The following is a 12,230-nucleotide window of genomic DNA, read 5'->3' as shown; positions in this document are numbered from 1 at the left end:
ACGGTCAGGGGGACAGAAGCGGTGGCGGGGGATCGAGGCGGACGAGGTGATGGTCGGTTACGCCGTCCGACCGGTGCACGGTTCGGTAGACGTACGGGACCGTGCTGCCGGAGAAGACGACGACGCCTCCCTCGACGACGGGCTGTCCGTTGGCGATGGCTCGCAGCCGGGCGTCGGTGTCGGCCGGCAGCTGCGGGTCGGGTGGTCGCCGGTGTCGGCCTGTTGCTGTCACGCGCCGACCAGAGTGTGCAGGTCGAAGGGCTTACCGTCATAGCCGTGGGTGGAGAAGCCACGTCCACCGGACAGGTGGAGGGTGAGGGCGGCGTGGGAGGTCGGGAACATCGGCAGCGGCAGCGCGTCGACCGGGGACCAGGCGACGGAGAGGTGCTTGGTCGGTTCGGTGTTGGCCAGTTCGCCGCGCCAGGCGGTGGCGAGGAACGCGCTGAGCAGGAAGGCCCCCTTGCCGTCCCAGCCCTGACGGACCTGGATCGTGTGGACGAGCCGCAGATCCTCGGGCTCGACGAGCAGCCCGGTCTCCTCGCGCAGTTCGCGGGCGGCGGCCTCGTCGAGGCGCTCTCCTACCTCGACCTTGCCGCCGGGGATCGTCCACGCCGGCGTCGCGCTCCAGCTGTTCGTGGCGTAGTGGATCGTCGCGACCAGGCCCTGGACCTGGTCGTGGACGATCACGGCCACTGCCTGGCGAAGGCTTTCCACGGTGCTACCTCCAAGATGGTTGAACGGAGCGAGGTTTCAGACGGTCGCTGCGGGGCGGCGTAGCTGTTCCAGGACGAAGCGGGTGTATCCGACAATCTCTTCGTCGTTGTGGTGGTCGAGGGCCAGCGCAGGGCGGCGGGGCAGTCGATCGCTGCCCAGGCCCGGCACGCCGCCTGCTCGGCGGTGGTGAGGTCTCTCCCGTAGCCGGTGAGGAACGCCGTGCGGAGGTCGGGCCGGTGTGGCGTGAGTTGGAGCATGACCCGCATCAGGTCGCGCCGCACCGGCTCCTTGACCTGGCTGCGCTCGAAGTCGATCACGCCGACGAAGAGCCGGCCGTCGCCGGAACGGCAGACCAGCCAGTTCCGCGGGCCGCAGTCGCCGTGGCAGGTAGCGATGGCGGTCTTCGGGAGTTCGGCGCGAGTGGCCTCGGCCAGGACCTTGACGTCCCCCTTCGAGAGCTGGGCGTCCCGGGCGCGGGCGAGCGCCCGTTCGCGCTCCTGGCTCCAGGGCAGTCGCTTGCCGAACACGCCGTCGGCGATCGGGTGGGCGTGGATGCGGGCCGCGAGCAGGCCGGCCTGCCGGTACACCTCGCATTCCTCGGCTGCGCTGAGAGCGGCCGAGATCACGGGCGTGCCGGGTAGCGTGGCGGTGACGAGGAGCAACGAGCGGACGTCTTCGGCGAGCAGGGTCGGGGCCCGGCCGGGGCCAAGGGCAGGTACCAGGCCTCGGTACGCGGCGGTTTCGCGCCGGTGCATGAGCTCGTTCTTGGGCCGCTTGGCGAACATCCGGCGCCCGTCGCCGGTGCGGACCTCCCACACCGCCGGCTGACCCGCACGGTTCCGCGAGTGCACGCCCAGCGGCTCGTACGGACCGGCCGTGCTGCGCAGCAGCCGGTCGGCGTCGTCGGGGAGGGCGGGCACGGTCATGCCGGCCAGCCGACGGTGGACAGCGCGTTGCCACGTGTGATCTCGCCGAGGGCGTGCGCGGTGTAGGGCACGATGTCGACCGGTAGCCGACCGATCGGCCACCAGCGCAACTCGTTGCACTTGTGTGGCTCGGCGTTGCGCACTGTGCCTTCGTAGCGGCCGGTGCGGAAGAAGAGCTGGAGTCGGCTGCGGCCGTCGTCGGCGTCGAGGTGGTGCAACGTGTGGGCGAGCGCGAGGTCGGCCTCGGCGATGGTGACGCCGAGTTCCTCCTCGGCCTCGCGCGCCATCGCGCGGGTGATCGACTCGCCCCGCTCCATGTGCCCGGCCGTTCTCCGGGCATCCGCATGTTGTAGAAATAACTCTCTGAGCATGGGGGAATTATGGATGGTCTGGGGCGATGGTCCGTTGACTTCTACGACATGGTGGGGGCAGTTCCGTTTGCCGCTGAGGAAGAGTTCGCGTGGTTCGGCGGCGTCCACGAGCGAGCTGCTCGGAACGGGGCTCGGCACGGCACTCCGATCTTGATCGCTCCGACGGGCTATGCGGACCCGCGAGTGAACCTCTTCTTCCGCACCGGCTCGATGGCCGGCGCGCCGGTTGGGACCATGCGCCGGTACGCGTACTCGCTCGCGGTCTGGCTGACCTTCCTTCATGTCTTCGGCCGCACCTGGGACGAGGCCACGGCGGGCGACATCGAGGCGTTCAAGGACTGGCGCATCACCGACGTCCGAAACGAGGAGCGGGTGAGGGGGACGAGCTTCGACACCGACCGGGCGGCGCTGAGCTGCTTCTACGTGTGGGCCAAGCCGCGCTACGGCGTCGACAATCCCGTGCTGTCGCTGCCGAGCCAGTCCGAGCGATCGAGGCGGCCGTCCGGTGTGCTGAATGAGGACGGAGTTCCGCTGGCCGGGAACGGGCGGGATCCGATCCGGCCGACCGCGACTCGGCGGCGCCAGGTGAAATGGCTGCTACGAATCGGGTTCGAGCAGTGGCGGAACATCGGTCTGCGCGGCTACGGCTTCGACGGCCTGCGGCGAAGCGGCTGGCGCGGGTACAACGAGGACCGGGACACAGCCTTCGTCGACGGGCTCTACGGGACCGGCCTGCGGGTCCAGGAGTGGGCGAGCATCTTGGATGTCGAGCTGCCGCTGTCCGAGGAGGGGCGCTTCCCGCGGGCCTGGCTGGCGGAGGCGTGCATCAAGGGGGCGAAGGAGGGGCGGTACTACCGGATTCCGCGCCGGGTGATGGCTTCGGTGGCCTCCTACATGGACGAGTGGGAGGGTTCCCGGGCAGAGGTGATCCGCCGTGCCCAGCGCGCTGGGCGGTACGACCGCCTCACCGGGGTGTGGATCGTGACGGGCTACAGCCCGCGAACACGGGAGCTCCACCTGGAGGGACGGTCCGAATCGTCCGTGCCAACGGCGCTCGACGTCATAGGCCCGGACCAACGCAGACTGCTGTTCCGCCGAACGCCCAACGGCCTTGAACCGCTTGCGGTCTGGCTGTCTCACGACGGGCTGCCGAAGAAGGTCGGCGGGTGGGAAGATACCTTCCGCGATGCCAACGAGCGGATCGCCGACCTGTGGGTGGACTTGGCCGCCGAGACGCTGACACCCGAGCAGCGCGAGCGGCGCCGGGCGGAATGCCCGCTGTGGGCACGAGCCCATATGCTCCGTCACTCCTTCGCCCTCCGCTGGTTCCTGGTCCTGTCGATGGTCTGGCAACCGCAGGTCCAAGGCTTCAGCGATGAGCAACTCACGGACCTGCGCGACCAGTTCGGCGATGTTTGGTATGCATTGTCCATTTTGATGGGACATGCGCATCCGGATACCACTCGCGACTACTACCTGGAGCCGTTCACCGGACTCCAGGTCGACTACCTGATGGCGTTGCTGGATGAGGACGAGCAGACGGGCGTGGACGCCCTGGTCCGCGCGGCTGCCGCGGACAGCGGCCTGGTGATGCGCGGTGTGAAGGGGGCGCGGTGAGCCGGGGAGGGCGCCGGGCGTCCCTCCCGGAGCCGTCTTGGCAGCCGCCGCAGCGTGGAATCCTGCCCGAAGGCGGCGGGACACTGGTCCGCTTCCTGGAGGAGTCCGGCCGCCGGGCCAGAACCTATGACTTCTCGAAGTTCAAGGTCGCGCCCGCCATGCAGCAGTGGCTGGCCCGATCCTTCAGTCGGAGAGTCGGTACAGCCCGGACGTCGAGCAAACGCTTCGGGACCGCCGAGGGGCACTTCTACACCGCCAGCAGCTTCGCCGACGTCCTGGCTGGCTGCGATCCGAAGCCGGCTTCACCCGATGACCTGACGGGCAATCACATCCAGGCGTACGTCGACTTCTACGACGGCCGACCTGTGCAGCACGACTACGTCAAGCGCCTACGTACGCTGCTGCGGGGAGACCCCGAACTGCCCGAGGACGCCTGGCAGACGCTGCTGGACGTGCGTGTCAAGGGGGCCGAGATCGAGCGGCCCGGATCGTACCCGGATGCGGACTGGCAGGCGATCATGACGGCGGCACGCCGCGATGTCCGGCTCGCCCGGGAGAGGATCGAGGTGGGGCGCCGCTTGCTGGCCCGTTGGCGCGCCAACGACTCGAGCCTGAGCCTGCATCAGTCGGAGGTGGGCTCGCTCCTGGACATCTTCGACCGCACCGGGGAGCTGCCGCGACTGCCCTCGGGGAACCACAACAGGGCGGTCGTGCGGGCTGGCGGCTTTCGGGTCCTGGCCCCGCGTCTTTGCCTGACGCGGTCGGAAGCGACCGCGTTCTGCCTGCTGCTGACCGGGTTGACGCAGGAGAACTTCGGCACGGTGGCCACCTGGCCCGCCGCTCACTTCCACCCCGGCGGAGCGCGGGAGAACGAGGGACTCGTGCTGATCGAGGAGGCCAAACCGCGCCGCGGTCCCGAGCGGGAACACATGATCGCTGCCCTCGAGGACCTGCCCGCCGATCTCGCCGACTTGCTCGGCGCGAGCGCCGAGGAGCGCCGGCTGATGCGCTCCCCGTTGCGGGTGTACCAACTTCTCTTGTCGCTGAGCGAGTTGGCACGCCGACACGGCGGGGCATCGGCGGCGTTCGCCTCGCTGTACCTCGGCAGCGGCAAGACCGGATCGTCCTGGGGCGTGGGTGCGGACGCCAGTGACGTCCTGGCGTGGGCACGGTCGCACGGGTTTCCCGCTGCCAGGAATGCCGTGCCCGGCGGACCGCCGGCGGTGGACGTGAAGAGGATCCGGCAGACGGCACTGGAACGCCGTCGCCACCCGGTCGCGCACTCGCGGCGCACCCTCAATGACCTCTACCTCAAAGGCAGCCGCACCGTGCAGGCCGACAGCCGACGGGTCGTCGCAGCCGCGTTACGCCAGGAGGTCGCCAAGGCCCGCGCAGTGCAGGCCGTCCTGGTCTTCACCGCGGACTTCATCGAACAGGCCCGCCAGGACCTGGCCGGGGCCGCCGCGCAGGTCGGGCTGGAACCGCAGTCGCTCAAGGAACTCCTCGGTGCCCAGCGTGACACCGCCACCGTGGGCTGCGTCGACCATCTCTCCAGCCCCGTCGCAGAGGCCGGTCAGCCCTGCCCGGCCTCGTTTCTGGACTGCCTGAGCTGCGCGAACGCCCGAGCCCTCCCGCACCAGCTCCCGATCCAGTTGGCCGTGCGCGACGGCATCCTCCAGCGCCGGCCCAACCTCGACCCGGCTCTGTGGCGAGCCCGCTTCCGCAATCCCCTGCAGCAGCTGGAGGACATCATCGACCACTACACCGACGCCGAGCGCGGCAAAGCCCGCGCGGACCTCACGGACGACCACCAGCACCTCGTCGACGATCTCCTCGACGGCCGATTGGACCTGCGATGACCACAGCCGCGCTCCGGCCGCTCGAACAGCAAGAGAATCCGTGGCCAGCCGCGGACACGGTCATCCTGCGCAACCGAGCCCTTCGCGCGGGAACCGATCCGGCCATGCTTTCCCGCTTCGGCGATCCGCTCTGGCACATCAAACCCGCGCACCCCGACGCGCACGTCAACGTCGCCGCTCTGATCTGGGCCCGCTACCCGAATACCCTCCAACTCCCGTTCAAGACCTTCTTCCTGGCCGCACTCGACCACCCCTACCCCGGGGACCCAACCGTGCAGCGCGGCGGTGAGCGCGCCGGCGTCGCCACCTTCCGCTACTGGTTCATGGACCTGGAGATCTTCGCGAAGTGGCTCGACGACCACGGGATCACACGCCTGTGCGATGTCACTGCGCAGGCCCTGGACGCCTATCGTGCACATGTCCTCGGTCTCTCACGCAAAGAGGGCCGGAAGATCGACATGCTTGCCGCAGTCCGCACGTTGTGGCTCTACGGCCCCCACCTGCCCGAGGAAGGACGCCTGTCCACTGGCTACCCGTGGCCGGGAGCCTCCGACGACGATCCGAAGCGCCCGGCCGAAGGCCGCGAGAACAAGACGCCCCGGATTGCCCCGGAGACCATGACCGCCCTGCTGGCCTGGGCCTTGCACGTCGTGGAGGCAGTGGGCCCGGACGTCCGCGACGCCTGGGTGACCCACCAGCAGATCAACGCGGGCGTCCACCCCTCCCAGGCCGAGTTCCGCGGGCCGACCGCCGACCGCTTGCTGCAGTACATCGAGCGGTGCCGCCGCACCGGCGAGTCGCTTCCGGGCCTCCGGCACAAGGACGGCACGGTGACGGTCAACTGCCACGCCATCAAGCGCATGATCCGCACGCCCGAACTCAAGGTTCGCGTGGGCATCACCCCGAACCAGAAGCGGATGCTGAGCGACTCAGGGCTGCCGGTCGCGCAGGACACCTATGTCGGGCAGATCGCCGGACTGATCGACGGCCGGCCCTGGCGCGAGACGCCAATCACCCTCGCAGAGCTGCGGACGCTGGTCCGCATGGTCGCCGCCGCCTGCTTCGTGGTTATCTGTTACCTCAGCGGCGCTCGCCCGGGCGAGGTGCTCAACCTGCGGCCCGGCTGCCGGGAAGTCGATGAAGAGACCGGAGAGCTGCTGATGGTCGGCCGTCGGGGCAAGGGCTTCGACCGCGCCTCACTGCTGCCCGAGGAGGCGACGGAAGACCAGCGCCCGTGGGTAGTCGTCGCCCCGGTCCACGCCGCAATCGCCCTGCTGGAGAGCCTCGGCGAATACCCGTTCCTCTTTCCCGCCAGCTTCACGAACGCGCACGCCGCACGCCCGAACGAGTTCAATGCCCGCCAGGGCTGGTCGATCAACAACGACCTGGAGGACTTCCTGGCCTGGGTGAACGCGACCTTCCACTGCCCCGGTGAAGCCCTGCCGATCCCACCGGATCCGACCAAGCACCTCCATGCCAGCCGGTTCCGGCGCACGCTGGCGTACTTCATCGTCCGCCGGCCACGCGGACTGGTGGCAGCCGCCCTGCAGTACGCCCATGTCCACACGAAAGTGACCTTGAGCTACGCGGGGCGCTCCGACACGACATGGATGGACGATATCCACATCGAGACCCTGGAGATGGTGCTGGAGCAGAACGAGCAGGACGCGCGCCTACTCGATGAGGGCGAGCACGTGTCCGGGCCCTCGGCCGACGAGTATCGGCACCGGGTGCGGGCTCGTGCCCGCTTCTCCGGACGCGTGGTCACCGCCGAAAAGAGCGTGGAGCGGCTCCTGGACCAGGCGAACCCGAACATCCACCACGGCGACGGCATGACCTGCGTGTGGCGACGCGAGACCGCGGCCTGCCGCCAGGCCCGGCTCGAGGCCGGCCTGCCCGCAGAGGACGGCCCCGACGAGTCGGAATGCCGCTTGGCGTGCACCAACCTGGCCTACACCGACCGGAGCATCGTCGAGCAGCGACTGCGACTCAAGCAGTGGGAGGTCACGGCAGCGGACCGGCTGGCACCGCGACCTCTGCGTGACCGTGCCGCAGCCCTGGCCGCCGGCAGCCGCGCCATCATCGACGCGCACGAACACACGACGGTTTCCAACAACCAGACGCGGGAGCACTGATGGGACGCCGACCACGCGACCAGGACGCCGATCGGGCCGCCATCCGCGCGGCGGCCGACCGTCTCCTGGCCGGCACACCCCTGCGCTCGTCGTCCGGAAAGCTCACGGCTTCCGAGCTGATCACCGAGAGCGATCTTCGGCGCGACATCGTCTATGGCCACACCGACCTCGTCCAGGACTTCCAGGCCCGAGCCAAGGCCCAGGACTCCACCCCGACCGCGATGCAGGAACTCGCCGACGCCAACCGCACCCTCAAGGCAGAGACAGCCGAACTGAGGACCGAACTGGCCGAGGAGCGGTCGAGAACCAAGGTGATGCGCCGGATCATCGCCGAACTGTCGCTCGAACTGGAGCAGGCCAAAGCGGAACTCGGCGCCGCCGCCGGCGTGACCCAGCTGCCCGTTCGGACTCGTTCTGTGGGGACGGCGAAGCGTGATTAGCTCTCTGCGATCAAGGCAGAGCAGGGCCGGCCGGTACGCTTTCGCAGCCTTCACCCGACTGAGCGCCGTAGACGGGGACCGGGATGGTGGCCTACCTGCCGCATCGGCCGCGTCCTGGCCGTCGCCGCTCGACGCGGCAGATTCGGACGCATAGCGCCGCCGGCAGTCAAAGACCGAATCCTGACTGGGCTTCACTGCATCAGGTGAAGCCAGCCGTGTCATGGCCTTATCCGCTCGTCCTGGCTGCTTTCCTGAGATTCAGTAAGGCTCCACGAGATGGGGGAGAGATGGCTGCCGTTGACGGGCCTGAGGTAGTCGTGTGGGACACGACGTACGCGTGCCCGCTGCGGTGCTCGCATTGTTACAGCGAGTCCGGTCGGCGTCCCGCGCGGCAGCTGGGCCGGGCCGACATGCTGCGGGTCGCCGACGCGCTGATCGATCTCGGCCCGAGGGTAGTGGCACTGTCCGGGGGCGAACCGCTCATTGTGCCAGGGCTGTTCGACGTGGCGGTGAGGCTTCGGCAGGCGGGAGTCCGGACATCCGTCAACACGAGCGGATGGGTGATGGACCGAGCGATGGTTTTGCGCCTGGCGGAGTGCTTCGACGAGGTGGTGGTCAGCGTGGACGGAGCCACCGCAGAGGTCCACGACCGGATCCGCGGTCGGGTCGGCTCCTTCGAACGCGTCATGGCTGCGCTCGGCCTGCTGGACGAGGAGGCGCACGAGCGGCGGCGGGGCGGTGCCCGCAAACTTCGGTTCGGCATCGACTGCGTCGTGGTGCGCGGCAACTTCGACCAGCTGGAGTTGCTCGCCTCGGAGATCGCGCCACGGTTCCCCGGGTTGGGGACGCTGGTGTTCAACGCCGCGGTGCCGGCGGGGCTCGCGAGCCGGCCGGAGTTCGGCCGGTGCGAACTGCTCGACGACCAGCAGGTCCGGCAACTGACCAGCTCGGAGTTCCTCGCACGCTTGCGGAAGCTCGCTCCGCCCTCGGTCTCCGTTCACACCACTGACAACTTCGATCTCGTCATGGAACCGGAACGCGTTGCCCAGGGCGCGTCCGCGCCGGTGATGCAGGTGGAACCCGACGGGGCGGTCCGCGCCGGCGCCGTGTATGAGGGCACGGTCGGAAGCTTGCTGGAGGAGCCGGGGCATGTGCTGTGGCGGCGCGGGCGGGAGCGTCTGAGGGATCCGTTCGTGGTGCAGACGCTCTCCTCCGTCCGCTCGATGCAGGGCTGGGCGGAAGCTGTACGGCGGATGGACCGGCGATTCGCGTCCCCCGAGGACCTGGCAAGGATCGAGCGGCGTTCGGTACGGCAAGAACCGCCGGAATTCGTGGTGCCCATCCAGGAAGCGAGCGGCCCTGTTCGGTGAGCGACCTGATGCGGCTGAAGGACTTCGACCGTTTCTGTCTGGCCGACCCGGACTTCTTCGAACTCCCGGAACAACTGCCGGACGGTGGAACGGCACTGGCCCCGGCAGCAGGCGAGCCGCCCGAGGGCTGGGACAGGGTCGAGAGCGGCTGGTTCGTGCGGCTGCGGCCGCGTGGTCTCGCGCTGCCCGAGCAGGGCTGGCTGATCCACGTCTCACCGGCTCTGCCTCACTTGGCCCGGACGGCGCAGGCTGTCGCCGACTGGGCCGTCCGCCACCGTGTGGGCTACGACATCATTCGAAGCGTTGCGTGTGCTCGTGCCCTGGGCGACAAGCACGCCTATCGGTTGAGCAGCGGCCGCCCGATCACTCTCTACCCCGCGGACGAGGGCGAGTTGAGGCGGGCGCTTGGGGAGCTCGGCGGCAGGCTGGAGGGGGTGCCCGGCCCATCTGCCCTGGGGGCGCTGCGCCACCGCTCCGGCCCGCTCTACGCTCGCTACGGCTCCTTCAAGACCCCGAACGGTCTTGAAATCCTGGGCGCCGCAGAGACGTTGCGAAAGCCGGACGGCACTCTCGTTCCCAACGAGAGCCGTCCAGTCTTCACCTGCCCCGACTGGGTTGCTCTGCCCGAGCCGCTGCGCCAGGACCAGGAGGCCCTGCACGCCGGGCCCGCCGAACCGTTCCCCTACCAGGTGCGACGGGCGATGCAGTTCACCAATGCAGGTGGAACCTACCTGGCGGCCGAGGCCCGCTCGGGCCGGGAGGTGGAGCTGCGCGAAGCCCGGCCCCATGCCGGACTCGATCGGCGTAGCGAGGACGCGGTCGCCCGGCTGACCCGGGAGCACGCGACTCTGGAACGGCTCGCAGGGCTCGAGTGCGTGCCCCGGGTGATCGGACACCACGTGTATGGGGGGCACCACTTCCTCGCGGTGGAACGGATCGAGGGCAGGACGCTCGCCGAAGCCGCGGCAGCCGCGCTTCCGCTGACAACCGAGGAGCGAGCTGCGAACGAGGCGGCCCAGTACGTCAGTTGGGCTATGGGCGTGCTCGACTCCCTGGCAGACGTGCTCGGACGCTTGCATGCCCGGGGAGTGCGGCTGGGTGAGCTGAACCCGGACAAGATCCTGCTCGGGCCGGACGGCCGAATCGTGCTGGCCGATTTCGAGACCGCCACCGACCTCGACGACGACCGCGCCCCAGCCGTGGGCCAAGCCGGCTGCACAGCCCCCGCTGGCCTGCGGGGAGCCGAGGCCACCGCCTACCTGCTCCACCAACTGCAGCTGTGGCTCCTCTTGCCGCTACCGGGACTGCAGCCGGCGGAGTTCCGCAGGTCGGCGCAGACGATCGACGAGCTGTACCCTCTGCTGCCTGACCACCGCACCGCACTGTTCACCTTCCCGGGGGCGCCCCCGGAGGACGACGACGCAGGTACGCTCCTTATGGCCGACCCGCTCGATTGGCCGGCGATCCGGGACTCACTGGTGGACGGAATCCACGTCATGGCCTCACCCGAGCGCCCGGACCGGCTCTTCCCCGCCACTCCGACCAGTCCTACCAGCGGCGGGGGTTATTCACTGGGCCATGGTGCGGCGGGTGTGCTCTACGCGCTCCACCATGCCGGCGCCGAGGTCCCCGATGCCTACATTCAGTGGCTGGTGGCCGCCGTCGAGCGCGACCGCACACCGCGGCCCGGGCTCTACGATGGCCTGCACGGTGCCGCGCTCACTCTCGACCTGCTGGGCTGGCGGGATGAGGCCCTGGAAGCTCTGGAGCGATGGAGTGCGCGCGGGACCGGCGACCTCGACCCGTCCCTGGCGGGCGGCGCGGCCGGCATCATGCTGAACCTGTTGTATTTCGCTGGCACCACCGGGGACGACACCTTCCGCGAGCAGGCCCTGTGTCTGGGCGAAGCGGCCGCCGCCAGACTGCTGAGTGGTGAACCAGCAGTGACACCGGGTCAGCATCCGCCCTTCGGGCTGCTGCACGGCGGAGCCGGTCTCGCCCTGCCGTTCCTTCGACTGTACGAGCAGGGCCACGGCAGCCGCTGGCTGGACCTCGCCGGCACCGCACTGAAACAGGATCTGGCCCGCTGTGAGGTCCTCCCCGACGGGGCCTTCGCCCTTTTCAGCGGGAAGCACCACCTCCCGTACCTGCATGGTGGCAGCATCGGGCTCGCCTTCGGCCTGCGGGCCTTCCTCCGCCACCGGCATGACCCCGCCGTGGCCGCCGCTCTCCTTGCGATCCGCCGTACCTGTGAGGCGCTGTTCGTGCGCAACAGCGGCCTGTTCCGCGGCCGTGCGGGTGGCATCGCGGTCCTCGCCGCCCTCGGCGAAACCGGCGACTCCCCGGCCATTCGTACTCAAATCCACCGTCTGGCCTGGCACGCCCGGTCCTATCGGGGCCACCTCGCCTTCCCGGGTACCCACGGCTTGCGGCTCTCCGCCGACCTGGCCACGGGAGCGGCGGGCGTCCTGCTCGCCCTGAGTTCCGCGTTCGAGAAGGACGGGCCAGCCCTGCCCCTCCTCGACTCGCGGCCCCCGGCACCGACGACCTTGGGAGGGAGGTGACCGTCATGGAGGAGATTCTCGAACTGCAGGAGCTGGAGGAGGACGCGCCCGCGTTGTGGCCCTGTGCCAACAGCTACATGAGCACGCTCGGGGTGGACGAGTAGCCGTTCCCCGAATCGGGTCGTGGGGGGGGGGCGGGGGGCGCCCGGCGGCGCGGGCCGCCCGGGCGGGGCCCCGGGGCCCCCCCCCGCCCCGCCCGCAGGGAGGTCGGCCCAAAGACAGAAGGACACGCAG

10 protein-coding genes are annotated in these 12,230 nt (G+C 69.6%); 6 read left to right on the top strand and 4 right to left on the bottom strand.

Annotated elements, in window-relative coordinates; genetic code table 11:
- Positions 1-4 precede the first annotated feature (4 nt).
- From ACFVU9_RS24520 to ACFVU9_RS24505, 4 genes are read right to left on the bottom strand one after another with little or no spacing between them, the layout of a single operon-like run.
- Entirely contained in the window at positions 5-232 is a 228-nt protein-coding gene (locus ACFVU9_RS24520; RefSeq protein WP_387596653.1) for a hypothetical protein, read from the bottom strand.
- The gene (locus tag ACFVU9_RS24515; protein WP_387596650.1) at positions 229-714 is read right to left on the bottom strand and encodes an NUDIX domain-containing protein; all 486 of its coding nucleotides are present in this window, start codon (positions 712-714) and stop codon (positions 229-231) included. The genes ACFVU9_RS24520 and ACFVU9_RS24515 overlap by 4 nt, the downstream gene beginning before the upstream one ends.
- On the bottom strand, positions 684-1,640 hold the full coding sequence (locus tag ACFVU9_RS24510; RefSeq protein WP_387596647.1) for a phosphotransferase family protein: 957 nt from the start codon (positions 1,638-1,640) through the stop codon (positions 684-686). Before ACFVU9_RS24510 ends, ACFVU9_RS24515 begins: the two co-directional genes overlap by 31 nt.
- On the bottom strand, positions 1,637-1,957 hold the full coding sequence (locus tag ACFVU9_RS24505; RefSeq protein WP_387596644.1) for an NUDIX domain-containing protein: 321 nt from the start codon (positions 1,955-1,957) through the stop codon (positions 1,637-1,639). The genes ACFVU9_RS24510 and ACFVU9_RS24505 overlap by 4 nt, the downstream gene beginning before the upstream one ends.
- Positions 1,958-2,194: 237 nt before the next feature.
- Between ACFVU9_RS24505 and ACFVU9_RS24500 the strand changes: the two genes are divergently transcribed.
- The 6 genes from ACFVU9_RS24500 (at position 2,195) to lanKC (ending at position 11,996) form a co-directional block, all read left to right on the top strand.
- Positions 2,195-3,628, top strand: coding sequence for a site-specific integrase (locus ACFVU9_RS24500; RefSeq protein WP_387596641.1), 1,434 nt, complete (start codon positions 2,195-2,197; stop codon positions 3,626-3,628).
- A gap of 158 nt (positions 3,629-3,786) precedes the next feature.
- Entirely contained in the window at positions 3,787-5,487 is a 1,701-nt protein-coding gene (locus ACFVU9_RS24495; protein WP_387596638.1) for a hypothetical protein, read from the top strand.
- Positions 5,484-7,622 carry an integrase gene (locus tag ACFVU9_RS24490; protein WP_387596635.1) on the top strand — a complete coding sequence of 713 codons (2,139 nt, stop codon included), beginning with the start codon at positions 5,484-5,486 and terminating at the stop codon, positions 7,620-7,622. Before ACFVU9_RS24495 ends, ACFVU9_RS24490 begins: the two co-directional genes overlap by 4 nt.
- Positions 7,622-8,062, top strand: a complete 441-nt coding sequence (locus ACFVU9_RS24485; protein ID WP_387596632.1) for a hypothetical protein — start codon at positions 7,622-7,624, stop codon at positions 8,060-8,062. The genes ACFVU9_RS24490 and ACFVU9_RS24485 overlap by 1 nt, the downstream gene beginning before the upstream one ends.
- Before the next feature lie 287 nt (positions 8,063-8,349).
- Positions 8,350-9,432 (top strand): radical SAM protein, encoded by a 1,083-nt coding sequence (locus tag ACFVU9_RS24480; protein WP_387596629.1) that lies wholly within the window; start codon positions 8,350-8,352, stop codon positions 9,430-9,432.
- Positions 9,429-11,996, top strand: a complete 2,568-nt coding sequence (gene lanKC / locus ACFVU9_RS24475; protein ID WP_387596626.1) for a class III lanthionine synthetase LanKC — start codon at positions 9,429-9,431, stop codon at positions 11,994-11,996. The genes ACFVU9_RS24480 and lanKC overlap by 4 nt, the downstream gene beginning before the upstream one ends.
- Positions 11,997-12,230: the final 234 nt, after the last annotated feature.

It is taken from the genome of Kitasatospora sp. NPDC057936 (genome assembly GCF_042887525.1).
Taxonomy (GTDB): Bacteria; Actinomycetota; Actinomycetes; order Streptomycetales; family Streptomycetaceae; genus Kitasatospora.
This window is presented reverse-complemented; position numbering and strand designations above follow the sequence as displayed.

What these genes read in the sequence shown, in the direction of transcription:
- ACFVU9_RS24485 (WP_387596632.1), top strand. Translation starts at nt 7,622, where the DNA reads ATGGGACGCCGACCACGCGACCAGGACGCCGATCGGGCCGCCATCCGC.
- ACFVU9_RS24510 (WP_387596647.1), bottom strand. Translation starts at nt 1,640, where the DNA reads ATGACCGTGCCCGCCCTCCCCGACGACGCCGACCGGCTGCTGCGCAGC.
- ACFVU9_RS24490 (WP_387596635.1), top strand. Translation starts at nt 5,484, where the DNA reads ATGACCACAGCCGCGCTCCGGCCGCTCGAACAGCAAGAGAATCCGTGG.
- ACFVU9_RS24505 (WP_387596644.1), bottom strand. Translation starts at nt 1,957, where the DNA reads ATGGAGCGGGGCGAGTCGATCACCCGCGCGATGGCGCGCGAGGCCGAG.
- ACFVU9_RS24480 (WP_387596629.1), top strand. Translation starts at nt 8,350, where the DNA reads ATGGCTGCCGTTGACGGGCCTGAGGTAGTCGTGTGGGACACGACGTAC.
- ACFVU9_RS24495 (WP_387596638.1), top strand. Translation starts at nt 3,787, where the DNA reads ATGCAGCAGTGGCTGGCCCGATCCTTCAGTCGGAGAGTCGGTACAGCC.